This is a genomic window from Sulfuracidifex metallicus DSM 6482 = JCM 9184 (assembly GCA_032834875.1).
GTDB classification, from domain to species: Archaea; Thermoproteota; Thermoprotei_A; order Sulfolobales; family Sulfolobaceae; genus Sulfuracidifex; species Sulfuracidifex metallicus.
Genome location: CP135238.1, coordinates 1,628,677 through 1,645,918, shown reverse-complemented (window position 1 = coordinate 1,645,918; position 17,242 = coordinate 1,628,677). Strand labels below are relative to the sequence as shown.

The 17,242-nt window shown below is 38.4% G+C and carries 21 protein-coding genes; 7 read left to right on the top strand and 14 right to left on the bottom strand.

Features of this window, described 5'->3' with window-relative positions; all coding sequences use genetic code 11:
- Positions 1-64 precede the first annotated feature (64 nt).
- Both RQ359_RS09140 and RQ359_RS09135 read right to left on the bottom strand, forming a co-directional pair.
- On the bottom strand, positions 65-1,114 hold the full coding sequence (locus RQ359_RS09140) for a glycosyltransferase family 4 protein (protein WP_054837865.1): 1,050 nt from the start codon (positions 1,112-1,114) through the stop codon (positions 65-67).
- A gap of 346 nt (positions 1,115-1,460) precedes the next feature.
- Positions 1,461-2,219 carry a hypothetical protein gene (locus tag RQ359_RS09135; protein WP_206338986.1) on the bottom strand — a complete coding sequence of 253 codons (759 nt, stop codon included), beginning with the start codon at positions 2,217-2,219 and terminating at the stop codon, positions 1,461-1,463.
- 130 nt (positions 2,220-2,349) lie between these two features.
- On the opposite strand from RQ359_RS09135, the gene RQ359_RS09130 reads away from it, so the two are divergent.
- Positions 2,350-3,036 carry a nucleotidyltransferase family protein gene (locus RQ359_RS09130; RefSeq protein ID WP_156016766.1) on the top strand — a complete coding sequence of 229 codons (687 nt, stop codon included), beginning with the start codon at positions 2,350-2,352 and terminating at the stop codon, positions 3,034-3,036.
- A 113-nt stretch (positions 3,037-3,149) separates the two neighbouring features.
- On the opposite strand, the gene RQ359_RS09125 is transcribed toward RQ359_RS09130, so the two are convergent.
- The 3 genes from RQ359_RS09125 to RQ359_RS09115 all read right to left on the bottom strand — a co-directional run bounded on the left by RQ359_RS09125 (position 3,150) and on the right by RQ359_RS09115 (position 4,853).
- Positions 3,150-3,344 (bottom strand): hypothetical protein, encoded by a 195-nt coding sequence (locus tag RQ359_RS09125; protein ID WP_054837867.1) that lies wholly within the window; start codon positions 3,342-3,344, stop codon positions 3,150-3,152.
- 42 nt (positions 3,345-3,386) lie between these two features.
- Positions 3,387-3,611 (bottom strand): hypothetical protein, encoded by a 225-nt coding sequence (locus RQ359_RS09120; RefSeq protein WP_054837868.1) that lies wholly within the window; start codon positions 3,609-3,611, stop codon positions 3,387-3,389.
- A gap of 258 nt (positions 3,612-3,869) precedes the next feature.
- Entirely contained in the window at positions 3,870-4,853 is a 984-nt protein-coding gene (locus tag RQ359_RS09115; protein WP_457921169.1) for a hypothetical protein, read from the bottom strand.
- A gap of 146 nt (positions 4,854-4,999) precedes the next feature.
- Between RQ359_RS09115 and RQ359_RS09110 the strand changes: the two genes are divergently transcribed.
- Complete coding sequence (locus RQ359_RS09110) at positions 5,000-5,362, top strand: hypothetical protein (RefSeq protein ID WP_054837871.1); 363 nt, start codon at positions 5,000-5,002, stop codon at positions 5,360-5,362.
- A gap of 673 nt (positions 5,363-6,035) precedes the next feature.
- On the opposite strand, the gene RQ359_RS09105 is transcribed toward RQ359_RS09110, so the two are convergent.
- Complete coding sequence (locus RQ359_RS09105) at positions 6,036-6,533, bottom strand: 3-isopropylmalate dehydratase small subunit (RefSeq protein WP_156016770.1); 498 nt, start codon at positions 6,531-6,533, stop codon at positions 6,036-6,038.
- Complete coding sequence (locus RQ359_RS09100) at positions 6,530-7,780, bottom strand: 3-isopropylmalate dehydratase large subunit (RefSeq protein ID WP_457921168.1); 1,251 nt, start codon at positions 7,778-7,780, stop codon at positions 6,530-6,532. The genes RQ359_RS09105 and RQ359_RS09100 overlap by 4 nt, the downstream gene beginning before the upstream one ends.
- Positions 7,781-7,886: 106 nt before the next feature.
- Here RQ359_RS09100 and bluB point away from each other — a divergent pair, with 106 nt between their 5' ends.
- Entirely contained in the window at positions 7,887-8,549 is a 663-nt protein-coding gene (gene bluB, locus RQ359_RS09095) for a 5,6-dimethylbenzimidazole synthase (RefSeq protein WP_156016773.1), read from the top strand.
- 301 nt (positions 8,550-8,850) lie between these two features.
- Here the strand turns inward: bluB and sucD are convergent, their stop codons facing one another.
- The 4 genes from sucD to RQ359_RS09075 form a co-directional block, all read right to left on the bottom strand.
- Complete coding sequence (sucD, locus tag RQ359_RS09090; protein WP_338117031.1) at positions 8,851-9,690, bottom strand: succinate--CoA ligase subunit alpha; 840 nt, start codon at positions 9,688-9,690, stop codon at positions 8,851-8,853.
- Positions 9,687-10,709: a succinate--CoA ligase subunit beta gene (locus RQ359_RS09085; protein WP_156016777.1), complete on the bottom strand. Its 1,023-nt coding sequence runs from the start codon at positions 10,707-10,709 to the stop codon at positions 9,687-9,689. Before RQ359_RS09085 ends, sucD begins: the two co-directional genes overlap by 4 nt.
- Complete coding sequence (locus RQ359_RS09080) at positions 10,690-11,382, bottom strand: endonuclease III domain-containing protein (RefSeq protein ID WP_457921167.1); 693 nt, start codon at positions 11,380-11,382, stop codon at positions 10,690-10,692. Before RQ359_RS09080 ends, RQ359_RS09085 begins: the two co-directional genes overlap by 20 nt.
- 128 nt (positions 11,383-11,510) lie before the next feature.
- Complete coding sequence (locus tag RQ359_RS09075) at positions 11,511-12,452, bottom strand: UDP-N-acetylglucosamine--N-acetylmuramyl-(pentapeptide) pyrophosphoryl-undecaprenol N-acetylglucosamine transferase (protein WP_170267535.1); 942 nt, start codon at positions 12,450-12,452, stop codon at positions 11,511-11,513.
- A gap of 37 nt (positions 12,453-12,489) precedes the next feature.
- On the opposite strand from RQ359_RS09075, the gene thrS reads away from it, so the two are divergent.
- The 3 genes from thrS (at position 12,490) to RQ359_RS09060 (ending at position 15,154) form a co-directional block, all read left to right on the top strand.
- On the top strand, positions 12,490-14,103 hold the full coding sequence (gene thrS / locus RQ359_RS09070; protein ID WP_156016784.1) for a threonine--tRNA ligase: 1,614 nt from the start codon (positions 12,490-12,492) through the stop codon (positions 14,101-14,103).
- Entirely contained in the window at positions 14,100-14,603 is a 504-nt protein-coding gene (locus tag RQ359_RS09065) for a methylated-DNA--[protein]-cysteine S-methyltransferase (RefSeq protein WP_156016786.1), read from the top strand. The genes thrS and RQ359_RS09065 overlap by 4 nt, the downstream gene beginning before the upstream one ends.
- Before the next feature lie 167 nt (positions 14,604-14,770).
- On the top strand, positions 14,771-15,154 hold the full coding sequence (locus RQ359_RS09060; RefSeq protein ID WP_054837877.1) for a hypothetical protein: 384 nt from the start codon (positions 14,771-14,773) through the stop codon (positions 15,152-15,154).
- On the opposite strand, the gene RQ359_RS09055 is transcribed toward RQ359_RS09060, so the two are convergent.
- The 3 genes from RQ359_RS09055 to RQ359_RS09045 form a co-directional block, all read right to left on the bottom strand.
- Positions 15,149-15,532, bottom strand: a complete 384-nt coding sequence (locus tag RQ359_RS09055; protein WP_054837878.1) for a hypothetical protein — start codon at positions 15,530-15,532, stop codon at positions 15,149-15,151. The genes RQ359_RS09060 and RQ359_RS09055 overlap by 6 nt on opposite strands.
- Before the next feature lie 171 nt (positions 15,533-15,703).
- The gene (locus tag RQ359_RS09050) at positions 15,704-15,904 is read right to left on the bottom strand and encodes a hypothetical protein (protein ID WP_054837879.1); all 201 of its coding nucleotides are present in this window, start codon (positions 15,902-15,904) and stop codon (positions 15,704-15,706) included.
- A 74-nt stretch (positions 15,905-15,978) separates the two neighbouring features.
- Positions 15,979-16,434, bottom strand: a complete 456-nt coding sequence (locus RQ359_RS09045; RefSeq protein WP_156016788.1) for a hypothetical protein — start codon at positions 16,432-16,434, stop codon at positions 15,979-15,981.
- 81 nt (positions 16,435-16,515) lie between these two features.
- On the opposite strand from RQ359_RS09045, the gene RQ359_RS09040 reads away from it, so the two are divergent.
- The gene (locus tag RQ359_RS09040) at positions 16,516-17,229 is read left to right on the top strand and encodes a purine-nucleoside phosphorylase (RefSeq protein ID WP_054837881.1); all 714 of its coding nucleotides are present in this window, start codon (positions 16,516-16,518) and stop codon (positions 17,227-17,229) included.
- The last annotated feature ends 13 nt before the right edge of the window (positions 17,230-17,242 follow it).

Genomic DNA, 17,242 nt, shown 5'->3' with positions numbered 1-17,242 from the left:
TTTTCACTTCTCCTCTAATTGTTAATGTAACTACAATAATAATACATATACAATTCTTTTTTTCTTAACCTAAGATCTCGTTTATATATTTGTGATAACATAAAGCTGTCTTATCCCAATCATATTTGAGAGATTCCTCATAGCTCTTCCTAGACATAACCTTCATGTTTTTCTCTTCCATAAGGTAATCCAAGGCTTTAGCCGCTGAATCGAAGTCCTTATAACCTACTACGAAACCATTAACGCCTTCTTGAACCACTTCAGGTAGAGATCCAGTATTGTAAACTACTGCAGGAGTTCCGCACGAATTAGCCTCTACTATGGTCATCCCCCATCCCTCTATAAACGAGGTGGAGAGGATAGCCCATGCTCTTTGATAAAGGGATACCTTTTCTTTTTCGTCTACCCTGCCTAAATATAAAACGTCTTGTTTCCGTGACTCTTCTGCAAACTGTTGAGATAGATCCCCCGACCCAACAACAACGAATTTAGCCCTAGTCTTCATTCTTCTTTTAATTTCAAATATATCGAAGGGATTCTTGTATCTTTTAAGTCTACCAATCCATAAAACAGTAGGTTCCTTGTCCTTTTCCCCTGGTTTAAACTTCAAGTGATCTACTCCGTTATAAATGACCTTCACTTTACTTTCATCGATGTGTAGTTTATCATGAAGGTCTTTCTTAGTTGTCTCAGATACTGCAATCACATAATTGTATCTTTTAATTTGCCTCTCCAGAAACCTAACCGCTTCCCTCGATAGATAACCTAGTTCGTACTTTACAACGTCCTGATGAACATGATGAACTAAGGCTATAGATTTCGCGTTAACCAAATAGGAAAAGAATGGCACTGCGTGGGCTATGCTGTCCAAAACTACTTCGTGTTTTTTAGCTTCTTTAAGAGAGAAAATGTGAACTGACGCCCTCCCTCCCCTCCTTTTAAGTAAAATTCCTTCATATTCCTCCTTGCTAGGTCGATTCTTAACTGATTCGGAAAACCATGTCACTCGATTTCCTTTAGATACTAGTCTAGTTGCCACTTCCTTTAGCACTTCCTCAGCGCCTCCGGCCTGAGGATGATAAATGTCCCTGTGATTCACTATAAGCAAGTCCACAAAACGTCATTTATCAAAATGACATATTAAGTTGCACAGAGACAAGTTAGCGTTTAATAAAGGAAATTTAATTTCATATATAAGTTTAATTCTAAAATCTATAAGAAAGCATTATGAGTTGAGACATAACACAAATTTCAGAATATTTTCAGTGTAGGTAGAGTTCGTTTCTACATTTTCATTTTGAGATTAGAAGTTGAGATCAGAAGCGTTCATAATTTGTCGTCTGAGATACATCATACTTTTATATTTATAAAAAGCACAATATAATATTTATTTATATAAAATCTCATATCTTCTTTTATTAATATATATTCCATAATCTATAAATAGAAGATATTAACAGCTATATTACTTCAAGTTTAATGTAAACATCTAAACTGCCGCACCTACAGTTATTAATAATAGCATCAAGAAAACTTTTGTTATTGAGCTCCTTTCCGCATAAGTTACCAGTTGCGTTTAGATTTCCGTTTTCTACTTGAACCCTACCCGATATCTTTCCGTCGTTAGATTCTAGATAAACTAGGTATTTCCCTTCCTTCCTCCTAAGCTCTCCAATTGTGGAGATTAAATCGCACAAGTTTCCCTCTTTTGATTCTAGATGCAAGTAACCGCAAGGTGAAGGAATTGCAAACAACTTAAAATAAGGTATGAAATGTCCTTCTAATAAATGCCTCTCTAGATCTCCTTCATTCATTCCTACATATCTTATAGCTTGTGGTGAATTGAAGGAAGCTGAAATTGATAATGACAATTCATAATTTTGAAACGCGAATTCTGTCATGAAAGAGATAGATTTGTCGTCCGCGGAAGCGATATATGTTACTTTATTATTAAGGATCTTCCTTTCCATCTTTCCCGTAAAGGTGGAAAGTGAGGAAAAGGGATTACCGAAGGTGAAAAGAATCCTGAATTTGTTTGATGATGATGTAGCCTTATCCAAAGTGACGAAATTACCTGCATTATTCTCAACCATCAGAACTTGAATATGACCAGATATCCCAGCGAATGATGCTGGATCAGAAATTAGGCTTGCAACGTAATGGTCTAACTTTCGAGGAGATTTCCAATGAATCAACTTTGATCTTGTAACATAGCTCAAACTAAATAGATAAGCCGTGGTCATCTTGATAGTTATTTTACTTTTTAATATACTGTCTTTTGAAAATCTCTTATTAACAAATGATAGAGTCTCTCCAAAAAATTTTTAAATTAAACAACTTATTAGCCATATGCATGCCGTAATTTTAGCAGGAGGTTACGGAAAAAGGCTAAGGCCACTTACTGACGATAAACCTAAGCCTCTAATCGAGGTGGCTGGAAAGCCTATATTAGAATGGCAGATCTTGCACTTCAAGAAGTTTGGCGTTTCTTCTTTCATTTTTCTCACTGGATATAAATGGGAAGTTCTAGCAGAATGGGTAAGTAAGAACGAGAAGAGACTAGGCATAAGTGCTTATTTTTCGATAGAGGAAGAACCTCTGGGAACTGGAGGTGCGTTGAAGAAGGTTAAGGATATTTTGAGCAATAAAAATGAATTCGTTGTCACAAACGGTGACGTAGTGACCAATTTGGATTTCTCTAAAATGGATGTTAAGGAAAGCGTAGCAACAATCGCTTTAGTTCCTTTGAAGAGCCCCTACGGAATAGTTGAAACAAGGGACGATTTAATCACCAGTTTCAGGGAAAAGCCAGTTCTGGAAAACTATATGATAAATGCAGGGGTATACATGATATCACCTAAAATATTTGATCTATTGCCAGACAAAGGTGATATAGAGAAGTCAACGTTCCCCAAGTTAGCTGAGGCAGGACAACTTAAAGGGATAAAGTTCAAGGATGTATACTGGAGGTCAATAGACACGTTAAAGGACATTGAGGAAGCCTCAGGTGAGTTACCTCAATTTATAACATCTTAAAATAAGAATTATGCATACCACCTTTTCTTCTATACAAAACTTCTTCTATACAAAACATGTTGGAAAAGGAAAAAGAACGTGTAAAGGCTTTTCTCTAGTCACTTCTTACCCTTCTATTTCCTTACTACCATCTCCAGATCCTCGTCAGTGATACCATACCATTCCCTCATAGCCTTATTCGCCCCCTTCTCCTTTAAGTCCCTTATTATTTTCTTACTAAGTTCATCTATCAGATCCTGACAATCGGTAGGGACGCTATCTCTCATCAAGTCCAACACAGCTTTTACTAACTTAAGATCTGTTTCCATGCCAATTTCCCTATGTAATTAAAAACGGAGTCATCGCCGAAACTAAGCGAACTTACACGACTTAGTTATTTTATATATTTTTCTCCTTATATCGTTTAGACATGTTATCTCATCCTTCTCACATATCTCTATCTTTGCCCTTCCTGCAGACCTAACCAACTCTTCAGTCAATGTACTCTCCACTATTATGTCACATTCTCCTTCGCTTACCTTGAAATAACCTCTTTCGTCAACCATGTATCTTGAAACGGGGAAACAAACTATCATCGGTATACATTACTTTCTAACCACCCTTTTTGCTCTTTCTATCAAGATGTGAGTTTTTTACACTTGGTTACAGACGTTTTACTTCTTATTACTTCATGCTTAATTTTATGCAGAATTTCTCGATGAATTCACCTCATTGATTCGGAATTAAAATGGTGTATTAAAGTACGGCTAATTTTTGTTTAAAATTAAATTTATCTTATTACTTTTTAATAAGTTATAAAAATAAAAATAACTTTATTCTGTTCAGTGTAATTCCTAATGTTTGCCATGCTTGTGTCTATAGATTAGCAAAAGTAATATTGTTATAATGATAATAGGAATAATAACAAAGTATAAGATCTGAAGCTGGTTATTTCCAACAAGAGACGATGATAAACTCACGGTAGGGTTATTTACGTTAAAGCCGAAAACGACGGTCATATTTCCAGAATATGGATAATCTATAAGGAGCAACCCCGTATGGGAGACGTAAAATGCTTGGAACGGAAAGGACACATTTCCATTAGCAGTATTACCTATATAGTTTACCTCAACTCCATTAGGTGCTATATAGTATGGAGATCCATTGATGTCTACCTCAGCTATTTTAGATAATTCTGCATTTGAGGTCGTGTTCAACACTAATACTGCAAAGTGCTTATCTACAATCGAAACTTCAAGGCAATTATTCACGTTGGAGACTCTAATCTTAGCATCAGGGGAAGCCACTAGGAAGTTTCCTATGCCATGAGAACCGCTCTCTATCTTACCAGTATATTCCTTATAATCTCCTTGATAGCCAGTCTTTATCATGGAAGGTACTTGTTTTAGATAGAACGTATTATTAAGGATAACCTGACCTCCCTGAGATACGAACATCTTACCTTGCAAAGGTATCATATATTGAAGATCGAAATAAGCGTACTCGTTTGATCCATTGTATATCTTCAGTGCTGGTAAATCTTCACCTTGATAGCTATAAGTGGTGAACTGTACTTCCGGATATTCTATATAAGCCCCTGAGAATTCTGAGCACCAAAGTGTAAAGTATGAGCTATAAGTCGTTTTGTTGAAGCCTCCCGGAAAGGTCTTGTTCAGAATCGGATTATAAACGTTGACTTTCCCCGTCAATACAACGTGTTCTCCGTCCCAAGTTGAATTTAGGTTAACTACAACGTATTCGCCGTTGGCTGTGCCAGACAGTAGGTAAGGCATTACCATTCCAACTGCAAGGAAAAGGAATATTGACTCCTTTATCATCGCTTGTCTATGATATATCAGTACAAAAAATCTTTTCCGAAGGAGCCCAGTTAACCAATTACTTTAAGATAAATAGAAATGTTTAAGCAAATCTTTTATTCATATGAAGTTAGACTAATTAAATGTAGATTCTATGTTTAATAGACGTGAAAAGGAAGGGTATTGCCTTCTCGGAAGATGGCTATTATATAGTTGAGGTTTCTGATGAGGAAGTTAGGTTTAGGAAAGCCAGAGAGCTTGATATACTTTATTATTTGTCTTTTATTTCTCTTGTGCCAATAGTATTGGCTTACGCAGTTACATTCTATACTTGGATCTTATTACTAATTTTACTTCCTTTTATCCTTTACTTAGGCTACATCAAGGTTGCCCTTTCTAGATTCAGTCCAAGCGAGACGTGCAAACTTTATTCAATAGAGGTCAAGAGGAACATCGTTAAGATACATTCTGAGGCAAAGACCTTTATTATGCAAAAGGGAAAATTACTCAGCTTTAAGCTGGACGTTTAAGGATAATCTTTACCCCTTTTCTTGTAAACTACCCCGCCATTACGGATGGGGTCTCTGGTGTTAATAGATAAATTCTCAATTTATTAATATAAATTGCACGCAAGTGATAATTCTACACTTTTATTTATCAAGGATTACAAGGAGATTTTATCCTTTTTTAAATATTTTTATTACCTTTAAGAAAATAAAGAATACGCATACATATGCAAACATATAAGTTGAATGCTATTATAATTTTTCTTCTTTTTTCTTATTCTTACTTTGAATTCCACATTTTAATGACTGCATGCCTTCGCGTTTCAAATAGAACTTTCTCATGATTCCTTCAAAGAGAGAAACGAAGGTCCGAATTGTCATAAATTCTATAGTAAATATTAGAGCAAAATAAAATAAATTAAACGGAAAAGAGTAGAAGAGATTCGACACATCGATTCCGTAAATTATAGACGCGACTGAAACTCCAATCTTGAAATCGAAAAGCGAAAAAATAAGAGACACTAAACCGAATGTAATTTTCTTCATGTGTAAGCTGAAATGAAGACTAAAATAAATTTCTATTTTTTTCGTTTATCCAGATCATAACTTTCGAAAGTTTCAGTTTATGAGACTGATTCCTTTTCTGGTTGCAAATATAAACTACGGCAAAGTGGATTAAGAAAATGAAACTTTCAAGTTAGTTCGTCTGCCTGATCGAAACTTTCTTAAGGTAATCTATTAAGCTTCCGGTGTTCAAAATTTCTAGAGCCATTCCAGTTATACCCTTTCCCTTCAGAACTTTGCCGTTAGCTATCACTTCGCCGGTCTCAACGTTTACCTTTATCATATCTCCTTCGTTAACCTCCTTGGTTATGTTAGGAACAACAATAACAGGTAATCCGTTGTTAATTGAGTTCCTGTAGAATATTCTAGCAAACGATTCTGCCACTATTGCCTTAACACCTGCGGCCTTTAGAGCAATTGCCGCTTGTTCTCTTGATGATCCCATTCCAAATACCTTTCCAGCAACTAGAATCACTCCCTTGGAAGCCTTCTTATGAAACTCTGGATCTAAAGGCTCCATTGCGTGCTCTGCTAAGTACTTGGGATCGGTATACTTCAGGTGTCTGGCTGGAATTATAATATCTGTGTCTATTTTATCTCCAAACTTTATTGCAGGACCTTCTACTATCATTCCACATCACCTGGTAAGGATATCTTTCCCGCTATTGCGCTGGCTGCTGCAACTGCTGGTCCAGACAGATAAGTTTTGGATTCATTGCTTCCCATCCTTCCGCGGAAGTTTCTGGAGCTAGTTGAAAGAATAACTTCTCCTGGGCCCGCAACTCCGAAATGTCCTCCTAAGCATGGACCGCAAGTACCATATGTCACTATGCAGCCCGCCTCAAATAGGGTGTTTATATAACCCCTTTCTAGGGCTTCCTTAAACATTTCGTATGATGCCGGTATCGCTATACACCTGCTTTTTACCTTTTTGCCCTTCATTATCCTTGCAGCTATTTCGAAATCACTTAATCTGCCGTTGGTGCATGATCCTATGTAAACTTGATCTATAGGGGTACCCTGAACTTCGCCTGCAGTCTTAACGTTATCTACGCTATATGGAGCAGCTACGAGTGGTTCCATTTTATTTAACTCTATCGTGTACTCCTCGGGATACCTAGCTTCACTATCAGGGGTAACTAGTTTAGTTTCATACCCTCTCATTTGTTTTACATATCGCAGTGTTTCGGAATCTGGAACAAACATCAATGCATCAGCATTCATTTCAATTCCCATATTGGAGGTTGTGGCTCTATAATCCATCGGAAAAGCTGAGGGGTTCTTAACGAATACCTCTATTGACTTCCCATTGAAGTATTCGGCCTTAAAATCTCCTAGCAATTTGAGGGCAACGTCCTTACCGGTAATCCACTTGGCTGGTTCTCCTTCTAAGGTAACCTTGAAGGATGAAGGCACAACTAGCCAAGTCTTACCAGTTATTGCTGCAGCTGCAACGTCGCTTGCACCCATCCCTTGGGCGAAAGCACCCAAGGCACCAGATGTTGTAGTGTGGCTATCTGCAGCAACTATAACCTGACCCGGTTGCGCATACTTTTCAACAAGTAGTTCATGCAAAATCCCCACATTTATATCATAAAAGTATGGAATCTTAACGTCTTTTACGAACTTCCTTATGTTGCCTTGTATCTCTGCACTTCTAACGTCTGGAGGTGGAGCTAAATGATCAAACGCTATGACTATCTTACCTTTGTCGAATACCTTGACCATCCCAGCCTTTTCCATTACCTCTATTACATGATATCCGGTCAAATCATGAAATGCAACTATGTCTACCGCAGCCTCTATTACATCTCCTTCTGTTACAGTCTTACCTGAGGCCTGAGACAATATTTTCTCAGTTAAAGTCTGACTTGACATCAGCTACTATTCCTTTGAAGGGAAAATAAATGTTTCCTACTATAGAAAAACTTAGTTAGCGTCATAAAGTTCGATTTTTTAAGTTTGGATTGGCTATCCTAATGTAATGGATCTATACGAGGCAATAAAGAGAAGAAGGGATGTGAGATCATTCTATAAAGGAGGGGAGATAAGCGACGACGTTTTAGCTAAGATATTGATGGCAGGTCATTTAGCACCTTCAGTTGGATTTTCTCAACCATGGAATTTTATCATTGTTAGAGATATGGAGAAGAGGAGGAAAATTAAAGAATTGGCAATGAAAGAAAGGGAGAAATTCAGGGAAGAACTTTCAGAGGATAGAAAAAAGATTTTCGATAACGTAAAGATAGAGGCCGTTCTAGATACACCGGTTAACATAGCTGTAACATGTGACCCTACTAGGTTTGGACCTCATGTTCTAGGAAGGAGGACAATACCAGAGACTTGCCAATATAGCTCAGTATTAGCCGTTGAAAACATGTGGTTGGCTGCTACGAGCGAAGGAATAGGTATGGGATGGTTATCCTTCTTTATGGAAGAGGACGTTAAGAAAATATTGGAGATTCCCAATCATGTGAAATTGGTGGCTTACCTCACCTTGGGACCAGCTGAGATACCTGAAAGACCAGAATTAGAAATCTTTGGTTGGGGAAAAAGGATGAAATTGTCGGAAGTGGTTAACGAAGAATCTTGGGGTAAACCGGCTAGAAGAGAGCTCGTAGAAAAGCTCGAGAAAGTAAGAATATGAATGCTATTTCAAAAAGAAGTATTTAAATATAAAGGTGTTATCCATCTCCCACCTTAAGGATGGGGTCTTTCTCCCCCCTTAACTCGCATTTAGAATAAACTGCCGTATTATACTCTCCTCACTTGGAATATATTTCCTTATATCTAGTATATTCAAATAAATTCATATTAATAACTAAGCGTGATAGGAATTTTTTACTATTAAGAATAAATTAGTAAAAGAAAAGGGAAAAAAGGTAAGTTTCTTCTTTTACATGAAAGACTCCTTCGAGATTTTTTAAGAAAAGTAATAATAAAGAGACTTATAATAAGGATTTAATCTCGTAGGGAGTTTTCGCTACTTTCACTCCTGCCCTCTTAAACGCATTAATCTTGCTTTCAAAGGTACCCATGCCCATATAAACTACGGCCCCGGCATGTCCCATTCTCTTCTCCCGAGGAGCTGTCATACCGGCCATGTAAGCTATCACTTTCTTCTTTACTTCTCCCTTTGATATTGAACTAGCGAGTCTTTCCTCCATGGTACCTCCTATCTCTCCTATAACGATAATTTCCTCCGTTGAAGGATCATCATCCATCATTTTAGCCATCTCTAATATGCTAGTTCCTATTATAGGATCTCCTCCTATACCAACTACTAAAGATTGACCGACAGATTTCACTATCTCTGCAACTTCATATGTTAATGTACCCGATCTTGAGATTATGCCAATTTTCCCTTTGCTGAAAGCCATACTTGGCATTATACCCAGCATTGTTTCAGCTGGGGCTATAAGTCCGGGGGAATTGGGACCTATTACAGTTGAAGAATTGGACTTGGCGTACTTTATTGCCCTAAGAGTTTCAACGACTGGAATATGTTCCGTTATGACAACTATCAGTTTAATTTCAGAATCTGCAGCTTCAATTATCGCATCTGCAGCGTTTGAAGCTGGAACGAAAATTATGGATGCGTCAATTTCATGTTCCTTCATTGCCTCCTTTACAGTATCGTAAACTGGAACTTCATTTACTGAGCTTCCTCCCTTTCCAGGAGAAGTACCTGCAACTATTTTAGTTCCATAAGATTTCATGAGCTTAGTGTGAAATGAGCCTTCCCTTCCTGTAATACCTTGAACCAAAACTCTCGTGTTTTTGTCTATGAACGTATCGCATCACCTACCATTTCCATAACGTTCTTGTAAACCTTAACCCCGTTATTGCGCAGTATTCTTTCTCCCTCTTCCTCATTGGTACCTGAAAGCCTTATGAAAACCGGTTTATTTACCTCCTTTAATGCATCAACTATCCCATATGCAACCTCGTCACATCTAGTTATTCCCCCGTAAATGTTTGCTATAACCTTCTTGACCTTTGGGTTCCTTAAAACCGTGAGCATTGATTCTCTAACGTGAGTCCTGTCAGCACCACCCCCAACGTCAAGGAAATCTGCTGGAGAACCGCCAGCCAGTTTAACCATGTCCATCGTCGCCATTGTAAGCCCAGCTCCATTTCCTATTATTCCAACATCTCCGTCAAGCTCCACGTAGGCTGAGGGCTTGCTTACATGAATCCCCAAGGATTTTAGAGTATCGCCCACTCTTATTAACGAGTTATCTTCGATTATCACCTTAGAATCTAAGGCTATTGCCTTTTCATTGGTTATCGCCAGAGGATTAATTTCAGCCAGCTCAGCTCCGTAATCTACTACTAGATCGTATAGACCTTTCAGGACGGAATAGATGGAGGAAGGTTTGGCTGATATTAGTTTAGAGACCTCTATTGCATCGAAGAACTTCACTCCCCTCTCTGTAGGTACAACCTTAGTAATTATTCCTCCTTCTTCTTCTACATTGATGCCTCCCTTGCCTATAGCAAACATTGGCTCTTGAGTGTCTCTATCAATAAGACAAGACAGATAATATTCCCTTTCATGAGGGATGAACTCTTCCACTAGGAAGCTTTCAATCCCGTATTTAGCTTCCATTTCCTTTATAGTCTCAACAGGATTCTCAGTTACCTTTACGAGGCCGCGCTTCCCTCTCCCACCTTCCAAGATCTGTGCCTTAACAACCAACTTTCCTGAAGGAAGATTCTCTATTGGAGGTACTAGCTTGGCCTTTGGAGTCTCTATTCCTACCTTCCTGAACAGGATTTTTCCTTCATATTCGTAAAGTTTCATTATTCTTATTTAGGTTACAAATCATTTTAAGTATACACTTTTCACATTTAGGTTGTTTAAAGCAAGAAACTCTTCCCACTGTCACTAACCCAGCATGAAATAGCTTATAGGTGAAGAGATCCTTGGGCAAGGAGGATTCCACAACTTCCTTTACCTTTAACTTTGGTATTCTCATTGAGGTAACCCTGCTTAATACCCTGCTTCCGTACTCTGACGGTGGGAAGTAAATTCTGTTTCCCACAAAGAGGAGAAGCGAGTAGTACGTCTCCTGACCTATTCCTTGAACGCCCTTAAGGTCATCAATGAAGTCTTGTATTGAAGCGTAAGATGAAGCCTTATCTGCTATTACCTTTAGCCTCTTTGCCTTGGTCCTACTGAAGTTTACCCTCCTTATCAACAAATATATTTCTTCTTCGCTGAGAGAGCTAAGCTTACCGAAGTTTGTTAAGCCATTTTCCCTCATTTCCGAAATTACCTTTGCTACGGTCTCCCATCTTGTCATCTGAACCAAAATGGAAGAAATTATGATCTCCTCTCCTGACTGTAGCCCACCCCACCATCTTGGGGACTCCGGTTCAGAAACTATCCACCCTTTATCCTTAATCAAATCCATGTTTTCCTTGAAAATGTCCAGAACTTTCTTTATAGTTTGGTTTATCTTTTCTTGATCCACCTTGTATGATACAAGGGGCATAAAATTAGAGTTTTGTCCTTATTAATCTCAAAACTACTTACGTTGTAGACGGTCCTTAATTTCACAAACGTGGCGATTTGTTTCTTTTTACTGCCTTTAATATTATATTATTTATATTTCAAAATGTAATCAATTAGCTTTGGGGTTCCAATTTCATGATTTTTGGGCTTATTAGGATTATCTAGAGCCTTCTCCAACTCTCCTCCTTTCCACGTTAAAGGATCATCCAAGAACTTTGCTCCCAGGATCTCAGCATAGAGCTTCGTATCCTCCTTAGTTGCAGCTTTAGTCCAGTCAGAGTTATAAACTATTACTGTAGGCTTCCCATACATGACCACCGACTCCATAGCTGTTTTACCTTGATGCGTAACTACAACAGAAGCTCCTGCAATTAGCCTTTCCATTTCAGAATCGAACTTAAACGCTTTACTAGCCTTAACTGTAGAAGGGTCAACTTGACCAGTTTGTACTATGAAATTGAATTTATCGAGTTTAGATACTTCTTTAAATAGCCTAGGAAAGCCCATTGTACCAGCGGTAACCAGTACGTAACCTTCATTTTTGGCAGAGAATTTAGGTTTCTCTACTATAGGACCAACAACGTAAGAGTTCTTATATAAGGACTTCTGCTCCTTCCAATGGACAAAAACGTTCTTGGAAAATTTAGACATAATCGAAACAGCCTTACCTCTCGTTACTATTCTGTCCTGGCTCTCAATCGAGAAAATAGTCGAACCTTTCAGTTTTTGCGATAATGCAACGAAAAGGGAATGATTACTGCCGGTAGCTATTACAACATCGTATTTATTCAAAGAAAAGCTATCCCTAAATGACTTGATGGAGTTCCTCAGAAGGACAAACATTCCGTCCTTTGGTCCTCTACCCTTCATAACCTCATAAACGTTAGAGGCATAGTCTTTTAGAACTTCCATGGACCAAGAGTCTCCCCTCGGTACAACAAAGTCGGCCTTGAATGGTAAGTACTCAGCTATAGCTCTTGCAAACCCTGTATGTCCTCCTCCGCTGGCCACAATGAGAAGCTTCAACAAGTATTTTTTAAACTTGTACATAAAATGCCTTATGGATATGTCCAATACTAACTACAGGCCTCTTTGGTTAAAGGGAGGAATAGCTTACGCTAAAGCCCTTGAGAATTCGGGTTACCATCCAGTAGAGGTTGGACTCGGAGAGAGGGATTTTTACGTTGACGTTCAGTCTAACTCCTCAATAACTATGGCAGAGGCAGAGAAGGTTATAGAAAAGGTAAAGTATGATAACTTGAATTACAATTTCAAAGTAAATTCGGAGGGAATTTCACCATCTAATGAAAACCCGTCTTTTTTTAAGGTACTTAATATTTCAGTTCATCATCCTAATCCTACCGTACAGTTGGTTAGGATCAGAGGAGTTGCATTCACTTCTGAGGAGCAACTTAAGGACTATCTCTCTTGGTTAGATAAAGTATCTGAGATTGACCACAGAATACTTGGAGAGAAGCTAGACTTGTTTAGCTTCCATGAGGAATCAGGACCTGGTCTAGTGCTTTACCATCCCAAAGGACAAATAATAAGAAACGAACTTATGAACTTCATGAGGGAAATTAACGCTTCCATGGGATATAGTGAAGTTTATACTACTCACGTATACAGATCAGAGCTTTGGAAGATCAGCGGGCATTACGAGCTATATAAGGATAAAATGTTGATCTTCAATCATGATGAAGACGAACTTGGCTTAAAGCCTATGAACTGCCCTGCTCATATTTTGATATACAAAAGCAGGTCAAGGAGTTACAGAGAATTACCAATAAAACTCTCAGAGTTCGGCCACGTCTATAGGTGGGAAAATAAGGGAGAACTTTACGGATTACTGAGAGTAAGAGGGTTTGTCCAAGATGATGGACACATTTTCCTAATGGAAGAACAGCTAGAGGACGAGGTTAAACTTCTGGTTTCCAAAACTTTAGAGGTTCTATCAAAATTCGGATTCGGAAAGGAAAGCGTGAAGATATATCTCAGCACTCGTCCTGACGAAAGTATAGGTACGGATGAACAGTGGGAAAAGGCAACGTCGTCTCTAGAGAACGCTCTGAAGTCTCTCGGTCAGCCTTATCAAGTTAAGGAAAAGGAAGGAGCATTTTACGGACCCAAGCTGGACTTCGAAATAAAGGATAGTCTGGGCAGGTCTTGGCAACTTTCAACCATTCAGGTAGACTTCAACTTGCCAGAAAGGTTCAAGTTAGAATATGTAGATCATAACGGAGAGAAAAGGAGACCGGTCATGGTCCATAGGGCTATCTTTGGATCAATAGACAGGTTCATGGCAATTCTTCTAGAGAACTTCAGAGGTAAGATGCCTACTTGGATATCTCCAACTCAAGTTAGAGTGATTCCAATAACGTCGGAAGTAAACGATTACGCTAGGACTGTCATGACTTCGTTTAGGGAAAGGGGAATCCGCGTTGATTTAGATGACTCTCCGGAGACTTTATCAAAGAGAATAAAGGAGGCATACGACGAGGGAATACCTTATATTGTTATCGTAGGAAAGAGAGAAGCCACGGAGTCCAAGGTTACGTTGAGGGGAAGAAACAACGTAGAGATCAGAGGATTACCCTTAGACTTAGCTGTTAATCAAATAAAAGGTGAAGTTGAAAGAAGGGATGTTAACCAGACGGCAATAGAGAGACTAAAGAAATGATTTACGGTTTTTACAAGAGCCCCCTAGGTGGAATAACCGTAGCTAAGGACGATAAAGGATTTGTAATGCTTGACTTTTGCGAATGTTATGAGAGAAGTTTATTAGAGAATGAAGAATTCTCAGATTTTTTCTATAAGTTGGACTTATATTTTGAGGGTCGTAAGGTTGACCTACGTGAACCCGTGAGTATCAGAGGTAACCACTTCAGGTTAAGCGTGTTTAAGGAAGTCATGAAGATACCTTGGGGTCATGTTATGACTTACGGAGAAGTTGCCAAACGTCTGGACACATCCCCAAGAGCCGTTGGGGCGTCGCTCTCAAAGAACAACATTCTATTAATTATTCCTTGTCATAGAGTTATATCTGAGTCAGGAATAGGAGGTTACTCTAGGGGAATTGAAATAAAGAGGAAACTTCTGGAGCTGGAGGGAATTGAAGTCTCCTCTGATGGCAGAAGCATGAAAGTCAATAAATCCAACAGTAGAGATGAAGGTAATTGAAGATTTAACTTCGATTATTCCTACCGTGATTTACAAAACACTTAAAGAAGGCTATAGAAGCTTCATATTTCGCTAACAAGAAAGTTGAACTCAATTTACCTCTCATTCAAATGGAAGTTAAATAGATTTTTACTCTATTTTTTAGCAATCAGATTTCATAGTCTTGTATGTTATATCATGTTTTCTTAATGATTCACATTTTAGGACTAATTGGATGGGGAGGGTTAACCACAGGGGCTTATTACATGATGGTTATAGAAAATGAAGCCACCATCAAGATGTTAACAGCTTACAGGAGGCTTGTGATTATAGAGGTGATCTCATTGATAACCATGGCTATCTCTGGTCTTTACATGTGGATTAAACTTGGGATGCCAAATTGGGTATATCCAGCTTTCGCCTTAGCCCCCCTATTAGCTGTAGGAGAATTCTACCATTATAGATTTACTTTCTCAGATAAATTCCTTGAAAAGATGAGGTACTTGTCAGTGTTCTATACAATTATTGCCCTATTCCTAATATATGACATGATATTTAAACCGCAATTATAGAGCGCCGTCCAAATCGCTGGCAGAGAAATCGTCTGGATACTCATCTGTTTCTTCTTCCTTCATGTTATTTCTTTCACTCCTTCTTCCAGAGCTTTGTCTTCTACTGTCCTTATTCATTGAGTGAAAGTCCTCAGCTAAAATGTTCAATGCGTAGCCAAGCCTTTGATACAATAAAGAGGCTTCTGCAGAGGTCAACTGAAAGCCTACCCTATTTGATCCATCATCGACCATGATAATTAGCCTTCCTTCGTCTATATACCCCTTGGGGTTAGTTGTAGGTCTCACCAACAGAAGGTCTAGAGACTTGGGAGTTTTACTATCCTTCGTAAAATGAGGTATTCTGAGAATCCTCTCCATATTGTTGTTTGACTTTTCCATTACTTTATCCTAGCGTGCAGGATTAATAACTATTATACTCATGGTTAATGGATTACCTCCTAAATTTAATGTATAGTATCAATGTATGGCATAAAGGAAACTACTAATAAAAACTTAAATAAAAACATTTTAAGGAAGCTAAAAGATATTTTCATAATAAAAAGTTTACAGTCACTTTAGATCCATGGGCCTAAGGGTTATAGTACCGCTGTCCTCGTCGTAATGGAGTGAGAACTTCGTCCCGAACTTCTCTACCATGGACTTCGGTATGTACAAGTTCAGAGGTAGCGTATAGTATTCATACTCGTAAACCTTTCCCCTTACTGTCTTTTTGCCCACTAACCTCTTAGCTTCTACTTCTCTCTCTTTCATAAGATAGAAGTGCTCTTCTCTCTTTTTAAAACTTTTCCACGGACTCCTTAAAAACTGGACATACAATTTAAGAATTAGTCGATAGATTTAAACTTCTTATTTAATTTATAGAATATTGTCTCATTAATAAATGAATTAATACTAATAGCAAACAAATGTAACGTTGCCCTTCTTTCATTATAACTAAACGAAAAATAATATAATAACGTTTTATCAAGGAAAATTCCTATAGCAAGGCACTCTATTCCGAAACATCTTAGACCGCTAATGGGAACAGGATTTCCGTTAACTATACAAGTTATCTTTTGTAACGTCCAATCTATAAAGAAATGAAGCTGTAACATGTCAAAGTTGAACGAGTAAATTGTAGTATCGTCCTCCACCATGGGTTGCGACACTTTATCTCCCAGATCTGTTCTCTCGGTTTTGTCTACGATATCTCTGAGCTCATTCTCGTCCAGAATCACGTTAACTCCGTTGGCCTCTATAACTAGGTTATTTCCCTCCCATCCTAGTACTCTCAACTGCAACTTTGATTCTTACAACTACTGTTGAAGTTGCATCTTTAAAACGTCTAGTTAGCGTTATTTTCTTCAATCAAAGGAAACACTGTGAATCCAGTACACATATTGGCAAAGAAGGGAGAAGTAGCTGAGAGGGTTTTGATGGCGGGCGACCCAGGAAGGGTCAGGTTCCTGTCAAATTTTTTAGAAGAACCTAAGCTGGTAAACGAGAATAGAGGATACCTCCTTTACACTGGAAAGTACAAGGGAATTGAAGTATCCGTTGCTACACATGGAATAGGAGGTCCTTCTATAGCGATAGTTCTAGAGGAACTGATAATGCTGGGCGGTAAAAAATTCATAAGATACGGTACAGCTGGAGGATTAGTAGATAACGTAAAGATAGGTGATTACGTAATTGTAACAGGCGCGTCTTACAATCAAGGAGGACTTTTCTATCAGTATATGAGGGATAACGCTTCTGTTGCAGCTGCTCCTGACTTTGAGATAACGAGAGAATTGGTTAACGCATTCTCCTCACAGGGACTTCCTTACCACGTAGGAAACGTGTTCAGCAGTGATGCCTTTTACGCTGAGGATGAAAACTTCGTCTCAAGATGGGCTTCAAAAGGTAACATTGCAGTGGAGATGGAATGCGCAACTTTATTCTTCCTTTCAAAGATGAAAAGTGTGAGAAGTGGAGCAGTAACGGTCGTAAGTGATACCTTGACTGGGGGAACTAAATGGATAACTAAGGAAGAACTGGAGGAAAGGGTCTCCAAAGGCGCTAAGGCAATTCTAGATGTATTGATTAAGGTATAGCACATTTTTAATT